The organism is Autumnicola lenta, from assembly GCF_031846515.1.
Lineage (GTDB): Bacteria > Bacteroidota > Bacteroidia > Flavobacteriales > Flavobacteriaceae > Autumnicola > Autumnicola lenta.
Genome location: NZ_JAVRHO010000018.1, coordinates 53,918 through 70,357, shown reverse-complemented (window position 1 = coordinate 70,357; position 16,440 = coordinate 53,918). Strand labels below are relative to the sequence as shown.

Below are 16,440 nucleotides of genomic sequence, written 5' to 3'. Positions count from 1 at the left end.
AAAAACATGAATATTAAAAATATTAGCACACTTGGGGAGCTAAAATCTTCAGGATATAAAAGTAAAAGTATAAAAGAGGAGCTTCGGCAAAATCTTATTCAGAAAATAAAAAACAAAGAGTCTGCTTTTGAAGGAATACATGGTTACGAAGATACTGTAATCCCGGAACTAGAAAGAGCGATTCTTTCTAAACACAACATTAATCTCCTGGGTTTAAGGGGGCAGGCTAAAACACGTCTTGCCAGGTTAATGGTAAACTTACTGGATGAATATATACCTGTTGTTGAAGGTTCAGAAATTAATGATGATCCTTTAAACCCTATTTCCAGATTTGCAAGGGAAAAGATAAAAGAAGCAGGCGAAAAAACTTCAATCTCCTGGATTCACAGAGAGGAAAGATTTTTTGAAAAACTCGCGACTCCAGACGTCACGGTTGCCGATTTAATTGGAGATGTAGATCCAATAAAAGCAGCAAACCTCAAGTTAAGTTATGCAGATGATCGCGTGATTCACTTCGGAATGATTCCCCGTGCAAATAGAAGCATATTTGTAATTAACGAATTGCCGGACCTGCAGGCGAGAATACAGGTAGCTCTATTTAATATCCTACAGGAAGGGGATATCCAGATTAGAGGCTTTAAATTGAGGTTACCTTTAGATTTGCAATTTATTTTTACAGCAAATCCTGAAGATTATACAAATCGCGGAAGTATTGTTACTCCCCTTAAAGATAGGATTGGATCACAAATTCTTACTCATTATCCCGAAACTATTGAAATTGCAAAAACTATTACCCAACAAGAGGCAAAACTGGATTTAAGACAAAGTGAAAGCGTTTACGTACCAGAATTAGCTAAAGATCTACTCGAGCAAATTAGTTTTGAAGCCAGAGAGAGTGAATTTATAGATGAAAAAAGCGGAATTAGCGCAAGGATGAGCATCACTGCTTATGAAAACTTATTAAGTACTGCAGAAAGACGCACGCTCAAATCCGGAGAGGAAAAAACCCTTTTAAGGTTTGGTGACTTTTTAGGCGTAATTCCTTCCATAACAGGAAAAGTAGAGTTGGTTTATGAGGGAGAGCAGGAAGGAGCAGCTGCAGTAGCTCTGGAATTAATAGGTGATGCGGTGAAAACCTTGTTCCCGGAGTATTTTCCGAAGGTTGAGAAGCTGCAAAAAGCAGAAGATACAAGTCCGTATGACGAGCTGGTTGAATGGTTTTTTGAACAAAGTGGCTTTGAGTTACCAGATGATCTTTCTGATGAAGAGTACAAAGAAAGACTTGATTCTATAGAACCTTTAAACGACCTTATAAAAAAGCATCAACCTGAAATAAGCAAAAAGGAGAGTTACTTTCTGAAGGAATTTTTACTTTGGGGATTAGTAGAGTTTAAAAAACTTAGTAAACACAGATATACAAAGGGCGTTCAGTTCAAGGATCTATACGGAAGTTACATAAGCGGATTATAATTTTTCCCTTCGAGAAATCCCCAATAAATACCTGATTTTGTTAAAGATTAGGTATTTTTTTTTGCTGTTATAAAGAAAACCATAATTATCAACTGAATTTTGCTTTTTTGTTTTTTTTACACATAAAATTATATAATTTTATCATCAGTTTAGCCAAAATCATGAGTACTAACACCATTAATAGTAACGATTTCTTCTTTCCTGCAATTTCTGCATCAGGCACTATTACTATGATGATTATTTCTCGTATTACCCCTTTGGGGTAATTTTGTATATAAACTTCCGTCCGTACCTATACATTGGTAAAATCGATTTCAAAAAATCAAACAAGACAATTCCAAAAAATTATGAATATTCTTAAATTCGGAGGTTCTTCTTTGGCCTCTCCCGACAGGATAAAATTAGTAGCTGAAACTGTTCAAAAGCATTTAAAAACAGGGCCTACCATTGCTGTTTTTTCAGCCTTTGGTGGAGTTACCAACGATCTTCTTTATATGGCCGAACTGGCTTCAAAAGAAGATATAGCTTATAAAGAAATTCTTGCTAAAAATGAAAAAAGACATCTGGATGCGGTCAAGGCATTAATTCCTGTACAATCCCAGAGCGGTATTTTGAGCAAAGTAAAAAACGAGTTTAATCGTTTGGAAACCTTGTATGAAGGAGTTTTTCTTTTAAATGAACTTTCCAATAAAACGAAACATGTGGTTTCGGGATTTGGAGAAATTCTTTCCTCTTTAATTATTGCCGAGTACTTTAAAAGTATTGAGGCAGAGGTAAACTTTGTAGATTCCCGTGAACTTATAGTTTGTAGAAATACTAATGAAAAGGTACAGGTAAGTTATGAGGAGACTTATAATAATATTCAGAAATACTTTTCCGATAAAAAAAGCGGACTTTTTATAGTTCCCGGATTTGTGGCTAAAACACTTCAGGGGGTTCCGAGTACCCTTGGTCGTGGTGGATCAGATTTTACAGCTGCTATATTTGCGGGTGCAATGGATGTAGAAGAGCTTTTTATCTATACCGATGTAAATGGAATGTACACTGCAAATCCAAGTCTGGTGTCCCAGGCTTACCCGTTAAAGAATATTTCTTACGAAGAAGCGATGGAATTGTCCCATTTTGGAGCGAAAGTACTTTATCCTCCAACTTTACAGCCATTACTTGACAAGCAGATTAAGATCCATATAAAGAATTCATTTAAGGCTGAAGAAGAGGGAACAGTGATTTCTAAATCCAGTAAGGAAAATTTCCGTTGGGTTACCGGAATTACTCATATAGATTCTATTAAGTTGCTGAATATTGAAGGTAGCGGAATGGTTGGTATTCCCGGATTTTCAAAACGTTTTTTTGAGGTTCTTTTCCAGGAAAATATAAATGTCGTGCTTATAACACAGGCATCATCAGAACATAGTATTTGTATAGCGGTAAAAGATGATGAAGCTGAAGCCGCCAAAGAAGCGCTGGATCTAGCTTTTGAAGTAGAAATCGATCAGAAGAAAATTCGTCCTGTACATATCGAAGAAAATGTAGCGATCGTGGCATTAGTCGGTGACAGTATGAAAAGTCATCATGGATTAAGTGGGAAGATGTTCAGTGCGCTTGGAAATAACAATATTAATATCAGGGCAATCGCACAAGGCTCTTCAGAGCGTAATATTTCTGCGGTAATTGCAAAGAAAGATGTTAAAAAAGCACTCAATACGCTGCATGAACAATTTTTTGAGGTTCCTTCAAAAGAACTGAATTTGTTCATTACCGGTGTTGGTAATGTTGGAGGGAAATTGCTGGCTCAGCTGCAAAAACAGGAAAAATATCTGCTTGAAAAACTTAGATTAAAAGTGAGGGTTCTTGGTCTTTCCAATTCCCGACAAATGGCTTTTAATGAAGAAGGTATAGATCTTGACAACTGGGAGAAAGCACTGGGAAATGGAGAAACAGCAAATAAGCAGGGTTTCTTTGATAAGGTAAACAAACTGAATTTGCGCAATAGCATTTTTGTGGATAACACTGCCAGTGCAGAGATTGCTTCCTGGTATAAAGAATATCTTGCCAATTCCATTTCTGTGGTCACCTGTAACAAAATTGCATGTGCCGATGATTTTGCCAATTATCAACAATTACAGAACCTTGCAAGGGAATATGGTGCTTCATTTTTATATGAAACTAATGTAGGTGCCGGATTGCCAATTATCGATACACTAAAGAACCTTATAGCTTCAGGAGACAGAATTCAGAAAATTCAGGCGGTGCTTTCCGGAAGTTTAAATTTCGTGTTTAATACGTATGATGCAACGGAACCTTTTTACAAAACAGTAGAAATGGCGATGAAGGAAGGTTATACAGAACCTGATCCAAAGATTGATCTTAGCGGAGTAGATGTTGCCCGGAAAATTCTTATTCTTGCCCGCGAAAGTGGCTTGAGAATGGAACTTGAAGATATCGAAAGAGAAGATTTTCTGTCCCAGGAAAGCCTTAATTCTGAGAACAACGAGAAATTCTTCGAATTACTGAAAAGAGATGAACCTGAATTCCAGGAGATCTATAAAAATGCCGAAAAGAATAATGCTCAACTAAAATACGTTGCACAACTGGAAGATGGAAAGGCTAAAGTGGGGCTTCAGGAAGTAGGGTCAGATCATCCTTTCTATAACTTAAGCGGAAGCGATAATATCGTGCTTTTCTTTACCGATAGATATAGTCAGCAGCCTCTTATAGTAAAAGGTGCGGGCGCCGGTGCAGATGTTACAGCTTCAGGGATTTTTGCCGATGTAATCCGGATTGGAAAAAAATAGGCTATGGACGAAATCAGAATTTTTGCCCCGGCCACTGTTGCTAATCTTTCCTGTGGATTTGATGTTTTAGGCTGTTGTCTGGACACCGTAGGCGACGAAATGCTTATTAAGAAAAATGATCTTGGTGAGGTTAGGATCACCAAACTCACAGGACAGGATTTACCCCTGGAGACAGATCAAAATGTCGCTGGAGTTGCAGCTAAATCACTGCTTGGCGAATTAGGCAGTAAACAGGGATTTGATATAGAAATCTACAAGAAGATAAAAGCAGGAAGCGGAATTGGTAGTAGTGCTGCCAGTTCTGCCGGTGTTGTTTTTGCAATTAACAAGCTGGTTGGTGAACCTTTCAGCCCTGAACAATTAATTCCTTTTGCTATGGAAGGGGAGCGTCTCGCCAGTGGCAATGCGCATGCAGATAACGTGGCACCGGCGTTGCTTGGGGGATTTAGCCTTGTGAAAAGTTATGATCCTTTGGAGGTGATTAGCCTTCCTTCTCCTGCAGAGTTGCGCATGGTGGTACTGCATCCTTTAATTGAAATTAAAACGAAGGATTCCAGGTCCATTATTAAACAAAACGTAAGCCTTAAAAAGGCCATCAGCCAATGGGGAAATCTGGGCGCTTTTGTGAGTGCACTTTATACAGAAGATTATGCGCTTCTAGGAAGAAGTCTTCAGGATGAGGTTGTTGAACCCATCCGGTCGATCCTGATTCCTTATTTTGATGATTTAAAGCAGGTTGCTATGGATAAAGGCGCTTTAGGCTTCGGGATTTCAGGTTCAGGACCTTCGGTTTTTGCGCTTTGCAAAGGCAATGATATTGCTCAGAATGTTAAGACCGCGATTAATGAATTCTATAAAGCAAAAGCTATAGATTTCGAACTTCATCTTTCAGAAATTAATACAGAGGGCATAAAAATATTAGAATGAATTATTTCAGCTTAAATAACAGGGAGCATACCTCCAATTTCGAAAATGCGGTGGTAAGAGGCCTCGCGCCAGATAAAGGATTATATTTTCCACAGAAAATTGAAAAGTTGCCAAAATCGTTTTTCAGCGAAATCCAGTCTATGGATAAAACTGATATTGCTTTTGAAGCAATTAAGAATTTTGTTGGTGATGAGATAAATGATGCTGCTCTAAAGGATATTATTGCCACAACACTGGATTTTGATTTTCCTGTTGTTGATGTGGAAGAAAATGTTGGCAGTTTAGAACTTTTCCATGGTCCTACACTGGCTTTCAAAGATGTTGGAGGACGTTTTATGGCCGGTAGTCTCGGATACTTTATTAAAAAAGGAAAACTTGGTAATATCACTGTGCTGGTGGCTACATCGGGAGATACCGGTGGAGCGGTGGCTAATGGTTTTCTTGGTGTGGAAGGTATAGATGTGGTGATTCTCTATCCTAAAGGAAAAGTAAGCGAAATTCAGGAGAAGCAGTTAACCACTTTAGGACAGAACATTGTAGCGCTGGAAGTAGATGGTGCTTTCGACCAATGTCAGGATATGGTGAAAAGGGCATTTTTGGATGATGAAATTCAGCAAAAAAGGCAGTTGACTTCCGCTAACTCTATTAATGTTGCACGTTGGCTTCCCCAGATGTTTTATTACTTTTTAGCTTATAAGCAATTGGCAAAGGAAGGTCGAAAATTGGCATTTTCAGTACCTAGCGGAAATTTCGGAAATATTTGCGCCGGACTTTTAGCCAGGGAAATGGGATTGCCCATAGATCACTTTATAGCTTCCAATAACGCTAATAATGTGGTAACGCGCTACCTTCAAAATGGCAATTATGAACCAAAAGCAAGTGTGCAAACCATTTCCAATGCTATGGATGTTGGAAATCCAAGCAACTTTGTAAGGGTACTGGAACTTTTTCAGAATGAATTCGGAAATCTGAAGGAGCACTTATCCTCCTATAGTTTTGATGATCTGGCTACAAAAATGACCATTAAAGAAGTTTACGATAGAACCGGATATGTCATGGATCCTCATGGTGCTGTAGGATACCTTGGATTAAAAGAGTTTCTGAAAAAGAATAACGATTACCACGGAACTTTTCTTGAAACAGCGCATCCGGTTAAATTTCTGGATACTGTGGAAGAAGCAATAGGGCAGAAGGTTGAAATTCCTGATTCTATTAAAAGCATAATGCACAAAGAGAAAAAATCTCATCAGATTAGTGATTATGATGAGCTTAAATCTTATTTATTGTCATAAAGAAATGAGACCTCACAGGTTTTTAAAACCTGTGAGGTCTGATAATTAAGACTTTATTTATAGATTGATAATTGCCATATTTATAGGTACACCTGTTTTGCCAGTAAAGCTAGTTGTGTTAAAACATTCAGGTTCTAATTCTGAGCCATGGCCTGCCGCAGATTTTCCCGGCTGAAAAATTAGTTTAATCCTTATTATGTAAATTCTCATCTCTAAAGATGATGATATAAGAGAGGTAAATCCCGCCCAAAGCAGCTAAAAGAAAAAACAGCATGGCCAGGCCGGGATAACCAAGAATCATAAATTCTGAAGGAACCTGCATAAGCATTGCCGCACCTATAATCATGGCAGCAATTATTAGTCCCAGCGTTATCCTGTTTGCTACTTTTTGAAATCCATCTGTTACCCGCTTTTCATCAATGGCTTCAATTTTAATTTTAAAGTTATTGTTCGCCAGGTTTTCGGAAATTTTGTTGAGCCTCTCCGGCGCATTTTCAGCAAATTTTTTAGATTGCAAAAGCATCGTGAAGAAGTTTTCGGGCTTCAGTTCTTCATAAAATTTGCTTTGCATAATCGTGGAAACATGCTTTTGAATAGCTTTTTTAAGATCAAAGTCGGGATCCAGAACAGCAACGATCTGATCCAAATTCAGCAGAATTTTACCAAGAATATTTAATTCTACCGGAATATGAATTCCTGATTCTGCCGAAAGCCGGTTGAGCTGAATAACCAGCCGGCCGGTTTGCATGTCCTTAGCGGTGCTGTGCTCGCTTTCCATGATAATGTCGTTAATCGCTTTTCTGAAGGCGCGCAAATCAGTTTCTTCATTGTACTCACTCATCTCTAAAAGCACTTTGGCGGTTTCGGCACCGTCTGTATTGCTAATAGCGATAAGTAATTGTAAAATGTACTCCTGCATCTGCGGCGTAAATTTCGCCACCATTCCAAGATCAATTAAAGCAATTTTCGCATCTGGAGTAAATTGAATATTTCCCGGATGAGGATCGGCATGAACAAAACCGTCATTAATGATCTGCTGGAGATAAGCTTCTACAAGCTGATCCACTAGGGGACTATAATCTACTTCCAGTTGTTTTAGCGGAGAGAGGGAAGTAATTTTTTTTCCCTGGATATACTCCATTGTCAACACTTTACCGGTGCAGTAATCATCTATGGGTTGAGGAACAATAAGATCCCTGAATCCACTTAAATTCCTGCCTAAAGTTTTTAGATTCTGCGCTTCGCGTTGATAATTAAGCTCGTGGAGCACAATACGACTTAGTTCTTCCAATACGTGATCAAAAGAATATCTTCGGGCAGTTTTGGTATGTCTTACAGCAAGATCTGCAAGTTCTCTAAGAGTATCCAGATCCTCAAGGAATTGTTTTTTGATTCCCGGCCGCTGGATTTTTACCGCTACCGGTTGCCGGGACCTTAAGGTGGCATAATGCACCTGACCTATAGAAGCACTGGCAAGTGGTTTTTCATCAAAAGTATCAAAAGCCTTAGAAATACGGGTGCCAATTTCTTCTTCTACAATTTTTCGGACTTCTTCGTAAGGAATAGGAGCCACGTCATCCTGAAGTGTGGCAAGTTCTTTTAAATAGGGCTCAGGCAATAAATCTGGACGGGTCGAAAGAAGTTGGCCCAATTTTATGTATGTAGGGCCCATGTTCTCCAGATCTTCTAACAACTCCTTTGGTGTCTGCTTGAAATCCTCTTCCTTATTCTTTTCATCATCTTCCATAGCATTGGAGGTAGTATTCCGAATAAGGTCGCTTTGCCAATACTTCAGCATAAAACTTATAAACTTCCGGTAACGATCAAGATTATCAGGTAGAACAGACATATTCTTTATTTAGGTTGCATAGAATGGAACTGGGCGTTAGTTAAACAATATACAAATTAATGGGCTTTGCTTAAATCAGCAAGAGAATGACAAATAATTAACAGTTCCTATTTAAGGGACAGGATTTTATTAATATGATTAATATTTATCGGGTTTCCGAAAAGATAAAGAAGGTCGTCCTGCATAATAACAGTATTGGGAGAAATTTCTGTGAGGTAGTCATTTTCCCTTTTTATAGCCAGTACAGTAACTCTGTAATTCTTGCCCATTCCCGATTCTTTTATTGTCTTACCTACAATCTTTTTGTTATTTCGTCTAACGGTAAGGGTGGCAATTTCCTTATTCGGAATATTAAGATGCTGTAAATTAGGATTATGAGGTTTGCCTTTTAAAGAAGTTAGCATAGCATAATCTGAAGAACGGATGCTATCTGTAAAAGCCTGAATCTCATCAAAGGGTACTAAGTATTTTTTGAGAACACGGGTGAAAATCTCTATGGAAGTTTCAAATTCTTCAGGAATTACCTCGTCTGCACCAAGCCTTATACTTTCTTCAATTTCTTTTACGTAGCGTGTCCTGACAATTATAAAAGCAGTTTGTGTAAATAGGCGAATGCTGCTAATAATTTTATGTGTGGCTGCAGGGTCTGAAATGGCAATTACCACAACCCGTGCCTCCTGCACATGTATGTGTTTTAAAATAGTAGGATTTGTTGCGTCACCAAAAACAATAGGCTCTCCCTTAGCTTTAGCTTTATCAAAAGAATCGGGCTCCATATCCACGATAACGTATGGAATATTGGCATTTCTGGCGGCCTTTCCAATGTTTCCACCGTTAATTCCGTAACCAATAATTACAAGGTGATCGTGCAGGTTTTCTTCTGAAAATTCTTCGGTATTTGCGTTTTTTTTAATGTTGTTCAGTCGCTTTCTTACTGCGGAAGGGATTGGTGCTTTTAGAATAGCATAAGTGATTTTAGAGGAATTGGAAATTAAAAAAGGAGTTAGCCCCATACTAATGATGGATATGGCCAAAAAATATTGATAAATATTCTCAGGAATTAATCCGTTTTCAAGTCCCACGCCTGAAAGCAGAAGCGAAAATTCTCCAACCTGAAAGAGACTAAAAAGCGTCATAAAGATGGTTCTTGGCTTATATTTTAGAATAAGGGTTGTTATTCCTAATACAAGCATTTTGAGTAGGATCACGGCCACAACAAGCAGTAATATGTACACAATATTATTGAAGAAGAAACTTAGGTTAAGCAGTGTTCCAACTGAAATAAAGAAGAAACTAATAAAGATTTCCCTGAAGGGTAGCACGTTGGCGGTGGCCTGGTGACTATAATCAGATTCAGATATGATTAGTCCGGCAAAAAAAGCACCTAAAGCCAGGGATAGTCCGACAGAAGAAGTCAGCCATGCAATCCCGAAACAAAACACCACAACGGTAAGAATAAACAATTCCTGATTTTTGGTCTTTACCACCCATTCAAAAACTCTTGGTACTACATACTTTGCTAAAAGAAAAATTACAATTCCTACCAAAATCACTTTTCCGGTAAGAATTCCAATGGTTAACAGGATATTGTCAGATTTACCAGCCAGCAGCGGTGTAAACAGCATCATGGGTACTACAATAATATCCTGAAATATAAGAATGGCCACTCCAATCCGGCCGTGTGGCGAAGTCATTTCACCTTTCTCCTGAAGTAGCTTAAGGACAATGGCTGTACTACTTAGCGAGAAAAGAAATCCAAGAAAAATAGATGTATTTAATGGAAGGCCTAAGAAGACAGCGGCAAGTGTTGTTATCAAAATTGTACCACCTACCTGAAGCCCACCCCCGAAAATAATAGTGTTCTTTATGGAAGCCAATCCTTTTAAAGAAAGTTCTATTCCAATTACAAATAGTAGAAAAATAATACCAATTTCCGAAAGTAATTCTACCTCATGAGTAGAGCTTATAAGATTAAAGGCATGGGGACCTGCAATAATTCCGGCAAGTAAAAACCCTAATATTGAAGGAACTTTTATCTTTTGAAACGCAAGAATAATGAGTATTGATAATCCAAGTATTATGACAATATCCTGTAGAATAGGAATTTCCATGTGGTAAGAAGTGGTTTTAGCAAGTTTATTTGAAACTTCAATTTAGGAGATTTGCCTGAATTAAAATAAAAAAAGCGGTAGTATCTAACCACCGCATTTTTATTTATTTCCCCAGCCGGGTTTATTACCCAGATGCTTGACCCGGGGATGTTGACTTTAAAGTGTTCTTTATGATTTTAACCATGCATATCTCAGTTCAATCTGTTCACTATCGGCGTTTTGAATTTCAACTAAACGCAATCCCGGTGCAGTTGGAGCAACAATGGAAGATTCCAGAATCACTTCTTCACCATCTCTAACAACGGTCATGGAAATTGAATCTCCCTCTTTCCAAGTTTGTGAAGTAGTTATCAGGTCATAAATATTCTCCCGGCTATATGCTGTTCCGTTTATGCTCTGGATCATATCTCCAGCTTCCAGTTCCAAATCCTGAAGAAAGGAGTTCAACTCCACATCATTTCTTACAAGAATATTCCCTTGTTGATTTACAGTAATGTAAGGTGTGGTTTGATTTTTCAAGAAGTAGTCTACAGGAACCTGACCTTCTCTAATTTCCAGGCCTACTTTTTCAAAAAATTCAGAATAAGGAATTGGCGTGGTTCCAATTACGTACTGATCAAAGAAATTCTGAATCTCCGGATAGGTAAGTTCAACAATATCGGCAATAAGCTCGTCATCATTAAAAGGCTTGTCCTTTCCGTATTTCTGCGTTAGTTCCTTCATGAGGTCAAGAACACCCATATTTCCACCGCTAAGTTCTCTTAACCTAATATCCAGTGCCATTCCTATTAAAGCTCCTTTTTGGTAAACATTCGCATAGTTTTCCTGATATCCATCTTCAAGAATATTCTCACTCATAACAGTAAAAGACATGGTATCATCATATCGTTTTGCTGCTTCCAGTTTTTCATTAATCCTGTCGTAGAAATCCTGATTGTCTATTAATCCCTGGTTTACCTGGAAAAGGTTAGCAAAATATTCGGTGATGCCTTCATACATCCAAAGGTGTTTTGACATTTTTGGATCGTTATAATCGAAATAATGAATTTCTTGCGAATGTACTCCCAGAGGAGTGATAATGTGGAAGAACTCATGAGAAACGATATCTGTAAGGCTTTCATTTAAAGCTTCTTCTTCCATAATTTCCGGCATAACCACAACGGTAGAGGTGTGGTGCTCCAGAGCTCCAAAATTTCCCGCATCGTTCTGTCCCGGAGTAGCTGATAAATAAAGTAGAATAGCATATTTGTCAGTGCTGTTAATATCACCTAAAAAATTCTTTTGCGCCGTGATCATTCTCTCCATAGCAGGAGCAAAGCTTTCGGCAGAAAATTTGTCGTTTGGAGAATAAACATTCAGTAAAACCTCCATTCCCTGTACATTAAAACTAACAGTGTCCGGCTCTCCGTACATAATAGGGTTATCGGTAACTTCAAAATAACGGTTCAGATTGTAGATGTCTGTTTTTGATTCATCATTTTCCGTAGAAAGAGTCTCAGCAATCTCCAGCGCACTTCCTCCAATAAGATCTGAAGGTCTCTTTATCTCCACACGATATTTTTTCTCCTGCAAATTTTCAAAGTAACCTACAAATCCGTGGAGATTAAGCAGGAAATTCTTGTCTTCGAGGATATTTGTTCCGGCCATAGAATAAATTCCGCCTTCTCCCTGCACATCAAAGGTATCGTTGACCCAGTACGTGATCTTATCAAGTTTTTTTGCATCGGGAATACTCCAGCTATTTTCATCCAGCTTTACAATTTCCAGTTCATTTCCCTTGTAATCAAAAGCTTTAAGATCTTCAGAATATTTTCCGTAATTGGAAGTAGAGTAGGTGCCGGGTACGGTCTTCGGAATATAAAAAGTGGTAGTTTCTGTAGTAAATTCTGCCGGGTCAATGGTCACCATAACTCTATCTTCCTGAACGTTCACAAGATCAAGTTTGGTAACAATTGGTTGTTCCTCAGTAACGGTATTTTGCGTGGTTTTACAACTGAAAATGGCAAATGACATTGCCAGTGCATAAATGAATTTTTTCATGCTAAAGTGTGGTTTTTTATTTTAATTGAATTTTCTGCGGAAAGTTACAAATCTCTGGTGCATTTAATGGTCATTTTGAGTGTTAACACCCTGTTAACGCCAAAATACCTACTGAAGTATAAAATTTCCATTTCCTCTGAAGATTATAACCTAGTAACGTGCGTTTTGAAATTGAAGAGTTAAATAGAAAAGAAGTTAAAGAGTAAAAAAGCCTTTGCTGAAAATGAGGAGGTCGATAATTGCCATTTTTCGGCTTCCTTCTTTTAGATTTCAGCAGAATCACTTCAGCTTAAAAACTAGCAGGTTGAAAATTGCCGATTTTAAGCCACGGCAAGACCTCACAGGTTTTCAAAACCTGTGGGGTCTAATAATAATAAGTGGAAAATTACCATTTTCAGCTACACTTCTTTAATCAGAGGGGCTACTAATTAATTTGCAGAATATATTCATGCATTCTTGTCAAGATTACTTCAGTAGATCAAAAAAATAGAGTTTTTTTAGATTATATAGCCAAAAGAAATACCTACAAGGCTTTTAAAACCTTATAGATATCAGCAGAATCACTTCAGTTTCAAAATGGCAGGTCGAAAATTGCCAAAATTTAAATTCTTCTTTTGATAAAAATGTTACCACTAATCCACTAATAAAGAAATTAATTTTTTGATTTTTGACAGTAAGAATTGATGTTCTTAATTGCCTTTTCGGGTGTAGGACAGACCTGACAGGTTTTTGAAACCTGTCAGGTCTTATTATTAGGTCAATACTTTCCATTTTAAGCCCCAGCCTTTATTTTATAAAAAATTTCAGAAAAAACATTCGGGCATTTTTGACAAGAATTATTTCAGCAGGTTGAAAATTGCCGATTTTAAGCCACGGCAAGACCTCACAGGTTTTAAAAACCTGTGAGGTCTAAAAATAATAAGTTGAAAATTGCCAATTTCGGGCATGTACCTAAAATGAACAAATTCAGCATAAAAAAGAGGCTGCCTGTAAAGACAACCTCCTTTAAAAATGTATGTAATTTGGATTAAGCTCTAATATGGCCTTCTCCCAGCACATAATATTTATTGGTTACCAATTGTTTAAGCCCAAGTGGTCCCCTGTGATGTAGTTTATCTGTACTAATTGCCAGCTCGGCACCAACACCCATAGCACCACCATCGGTAAATCTTGTGGAAGCATTATGATAAACGGCTGCGCTGTCTACCTGTTCCATAAATTTAAGTGCTTCAACTTCGTCTGTAGTGATGATGGAAGCAGAATGTCCACCGGAGTATTTGTTGATTGTTTCTATAGCGGCATCTAGCTGGGAAGCGCTGCCAATCACAACCTTCATTGCCAGGAATTCTTCATACCAAACATCTTCTGAAGGAATCTTGTCTTCATCGTTAAGTACTTTGTGGATTTCTTCATCTACAAGGATCTTCACGCCGTTTTCCCTGAACATTTGCTGAAGTTCACGCAGCTTATTCTCATAATCAGGAAGATTAAGACTTACCAATACTTTATCAAGTGCGTTACAACCAGAAATCTTATCGATTTTAGCGTTCAACATCACTTTCTTGGCAATTTCGAAATCTGCATTTTCAGAAACATACAGGAAGTTATTTCCACGACCGCTCACAAGAACAGCGCCTGTTGCGTGTTCCTTAACAAAAGCAATTAATCTCTCGCCACCACGAGGGACGATAAGATCTAATTTTTCCGGCGGATTTTTAAGAAATTCTTGAGTTTCCTCCCGGTTTAAGTGAAGCAACTGGATCCAGCTTGTATCGAGATCGTTTTTCAGAAGTGCCTGGTGCCAGCATTCCTCTAGAATTTTGTTACTATGGATGGCCTCTTTACCACCTTTCAGGTAAATCTTATTATTTGCTTTAAAAGCAAGTACAGCTGCTTCTATCGTCACATCTGGTCTTGATTCATAAATAATCATGATGTTCCCGAAAGGTGCGGTTTTATTGGTAATCGCCAATCCGCTGTCAAGCTTTCTATGTTCAATCGTCTGTCCAACTGGATCGTCCTGTTCCATCACCTCTTTGACGGATTGTATCATGCCGTCTACTTTCTTATCGTTTACGATAAGCCTGTCGTACATTGCACCCTCGGTTTCACCAAAGTTTATCAGGTCCTTTTGATTGGCAGCAACTATTTCTTTACGTCTCTTATCCAGGATATTTATCATGGATTTTAAAACGTTATTTTTGGTTTTTGTGTCTATCAATATCATTGCTATAATTTTTTTAAGTTCAACTAAATAATTTATGCGGTAAACTTCGTTCCTACTGGCTTACCGGCCATTATATCCAAAATCACGTTTTCATTCTTCCCGTTTGCGATATAAGTAGTTATATTTTTGGAAGCAGTACTTTTCGCAATCTTGATTTTGGACTCCATACCGCCACGGCCTTCGCCTTCACCTTTTCCAGATTCCTGAACGTATTTTTCAACGTTTTGGTCAACCTGAACTTTATTAAGTTTTTCTGAATATTCATCATCTGGATGGCCGGTGTAAAGCCCATCTGTATCACTAAGAATGATAAGCGAGTCGGCACCAATTAATTCTGCTACCAAACTTGCCAGTTCATCATTGTCTGAAAACATAGACATGGTTACTGAAACCGCATCATCTTCATTCGCAATAGGAATTATTCCTTCAGATAATAAAGATTCATAACAGTTAATCATATTTTCCCTGTGGATACCCGGGCTAAAATCCCGTTTTGTAGCCAGCACCTGCGCGCAGCGCATTCCGTAGTCATGAAAAATACTGTAATAATGCCGCATCATACGCGGTTGTCCTACTGAAGAAAATACCTGTCTTCTTTTGGACGGGTCGGTAATATTTATTTCTCCCAGGATTTCCTTACCTGCAATCGCAGATCCTGAAGAAACAAGGACTACATGAATGTCCTGCTCATATAATGTGGCTATTTGCCTTACCAGGTTTTTTAGTACCGGGCCAACTATTCTGTTATCTTTATTGGTCATTACATTTGTTCCGACCTTTACAACTATTCTTTTCTTATCCATTTTATCGATTTTACAGATAATTTTTAAATTACGCTTCTTCTTTTCCAAGTTCTACCGCTCTGTCAAAAGCTGCGTAAGCGGCATCTTTTATAAGCTCTTTTACGTTGTTGTCTTCCATAGAATCTAGCGCAGCTCTTGTGGTACCACCTTTTGAAGCTACTCTCTCCATCCACGTATTGGGAGAAAGATCTGACTGATTGAAAAGCTCTACAGCACCTTCAAAAGTCTGACTTACAAGTATTTTGGAATCGTGCTGTGAAAAGCCCATTTTTAATGCTGCTTCCAGCATAGATTGCATAAAGTAGAACACGTATGCGGGACCACTACCTGAAATACCTGTGGAGGCATCTATAAAGTTTTCGTTTTTCACCCGTATGGATTCTCCCGTAGTATCCAGAAGATTCCTTATCATTAGAAGCTCTACTCTGGAAACTTCTTTTGCTTCTGTATAAGAGGTAACTCCTTTCCCTACCTGTGCCGGTAGGTTAGGCATAGATCTCACTACTTTTTTTACATTCAGGCCATCCTGAATTTTCTTAATAGTAATACCCGCCATTAGGGACACAAAGATTTGCTGATTATTTACATAAGATTTAATTTCCTCAAAGAGACCATCACAGTGATAAGGTTTTACAGCCAGGAAAACTACGTCTGCTTCAGGAAGACAATCTTCAATTTTATCATAAACATCAAAATGGTCAATACTGCTTAGGGATGTTAAAATCTCTGCTGATTTATCAAAAATCATCAGATTTTTGCGATTTAACATGGCCGATTTTGCCATGCCTTCCGCATAAGTAAGGCCCATATTTCCTGCTCCGATAACTAGTACTTTCATTTTTGTTTATTTGGTTAATTAATTTTCAACTTTATTTCAAAAAATAATTCTGCCCGTTATGGTTCAAACATCATGCAATCCTTCTATA

10 protein-coding genes are annotated in these 16,440 nt (G+C 38.1%); 4 read left to right on the top strand and 6 right to left on the bottom strand.

Going from position 1 to position 16,440, the window contains the following annotated elements:
* The first annotated feature begins 6 nt into the window (after positions 1 to 6).
* From RM545_RS12850 to thrC, 4 genes are all read left to right on the top strand, one after another.
* The gene (locus RM545_RS12850) at positions 7 to 1,470 is read left to right on the top strand and encodes a magnesium chelatase (protein ID WP_311495682.1); all 1,464 of its coding nucleotides are present in this window, start codon (positions 7 to 9) and stop codon (positions 1,468 to 1,470) included.
* Positions 1,471 to 1,817: 347 nt separating this feature from the next.
* Positions 1,818 to 4,265, top strand: coding sequence for a bifunctional aspartate kinase/homoserine dehydrogenase I (gene thrA, locus RM545_RS12845; protein WP_311495681.1), 2,448 nt, complete (start codon positions 1,818 to 1,820; stop codon positions 4,263 to 4,265).
* A gap of 3 nt (positions 4,266 to 4,268) precedes the next feature.
* Positions 4,269 to 5,192, top strand: coding sequence for a homoserine kinase (locus RM545_RS12840; protein ID WP_311495680.1), 924 nt, complete (start codon positions 4,269 to 4,271; stop codon positions 5,190 to 5,192).
* Positions 5,189 to 6,484, top strand: coding sequence for a threonine synthase (gene thrC, locus RM545_RS12835; protein WP_311495679.1), 1,296 nt, complete (start codon positions 5,189 to 5,191; stop codon positions 6,482 to 6,484). The genes RM545_RS12840 and thrC overlap by 4 nt, the downstream gene beginning before the upstream one ends.
* 184 nt (positions 6,485 to 6,668) lie before the next feature.
* Here thrC and RM545_RS12830 read toward each other — a convergent pair whose 3' ends face one another.
* The 6 genes from RM545_RS12830 to proC form a co-directional block, all read right to left on the bottom strand.
* Positions 6,669 to 8,333: an ABC1 kinase family protein gene (locus RM545_RS12830; protein ID WP_311495678.1), complete on the bottom strand. Its 1,665-nt coding sequence runs from the start codon at positions 8,331 to 8,333 to the stop codon at positions 6,669 to 6,671.
* Between the two features lie 107 nt (positions 8,334 to 8,440).
* On the bottom strand, positions 8,441 to 10,444 hold the full coding sequence (locus RM545_RS12825; protein ID WP_311495677.1) for a cation:proton antiporter domain-containing protein: 2,004 nt from the start codon (positions 10,442 to 10,444) through the stop codon (positions 8,441 to 8,443).
* A gap of 168 nt (positions 10,445 to 10,612) precedes the next feature.
* The gene (locus RM545_RS12820; protein WP_311495676.1) at positions 10,613 to 12,484 is read right to left on the bottom strand and encodes a M61 family metallopeptidase; all 1,872 of its coding nucleotides are present in this window, start codon (positions 12,482 to 12,484) and stop codon (positions 10,613 to 10,615) included.
* A gap of 1,027 nt (positions 12,485 to 13,511) precedes the next feature.
* A complete protein-coding gene (locus RM545_RS12815) occupies positions 13,512 to 14,711 on the bottom strand; it encodes a glutamate-5-semialdehyde dehydrogenase (protein ID WP_311495675.1) in 1,200 nt (399 codons plus the stop codon).
* 32 nt (positions 14,712 to 14,743) lie between these two features.
* On the bottom strand, positions 14,744 to 15,514 hold the full coding sequence (proB, locus tag RM545_RS12810) for a glutamate 5-kinase (RefSeq protein WP_311495674.1): 771 nt from the start codon (positions 15,512 to 15,514) through the stop codon (positions 14,744 to 14,746).
* Positions 15,515 to 15,542: 28 nt separating this feature from the next.
* Entirely contained in the window at positions 15,543 to 16,352 is an 810-nt protein-coding gene (gene proC, locus RM545_RS12805) for a pyrroline-5-carboxylate reductase (RefSeq protein ID WP_311495673.1), read from the bottom strand.
* Positions 16,353 to 16,440: the final 88 nt, after the last annotated feature.

Bases quoted from the DNA above. Each gene is read 5' to 3' on its own strand.
- RM545_RS12830 (WP_311495678.1), bottom strand. From the start codon at position 8,333: ATGTCTGTTCTACCTGATAATCTTGATCGTTACCGGAAGTTTATAAGT.
- RM545_RS12820 (WP_311495676.1), bottom strand. From the start codon at position 12,484: ATGAAAAAATTCATTTATGCACTGGCAATGTCATTTGCCATTTTCAGT.
- thrC (WP_311495679.1), top strand. From the start codon at position 5,189: ATGAATTATTTCAGCTTAAATAACAGGGAGCATACCTCCAATTTCGAA.
- RM545_RS12825 (WP_311495677.1), bottom strand. From the start codon at position 10,444: ATGGAAATTCCTATTCTACAGGATATTGTCATAATACTTGGATTATCA.
- RM545_RS12815 (WP_311495675.1), bottom strand. From the start codon at position 14,711: ATGATATTGATAGACACAAAAACCAAAAATAACGTTTTAAAATCCATG.
- thrA (WP_311495681.1), top strand. From the start codon at position 1,818: ATGAATATTCTTAAATTCGGAGGTTCTTCTTTGGCCTCTCCCGACAGG.
- RM545_RS12840 (WP_311495680.1), top strand. From the start codon at position 4,269: ATGGACGAAATCAGAATTTTTGCCCCGGCCACTGTTGCTAATCTTTCC.
- proB (WP_311495674.1), bottom strand. From the start codon at position 15,514: ATGGATAAGAAAAGAATAGTTGTAAAGGTCGGAACAAATGTAATGACC.
- proC (WP_311495673.1), bottom strand. From the start codon at position 16,352: ATGAAAGTACTAGTTATCGGAGCAGGAAATATGGGCCTTACTTATGCG.
- RM545_RS12850 (WP_311495682.1), top strand. From the start codon at position 7: ATGAATATTAAAAATATTAGCACACTTGGGGAGCTAAAATCTTCAGGA.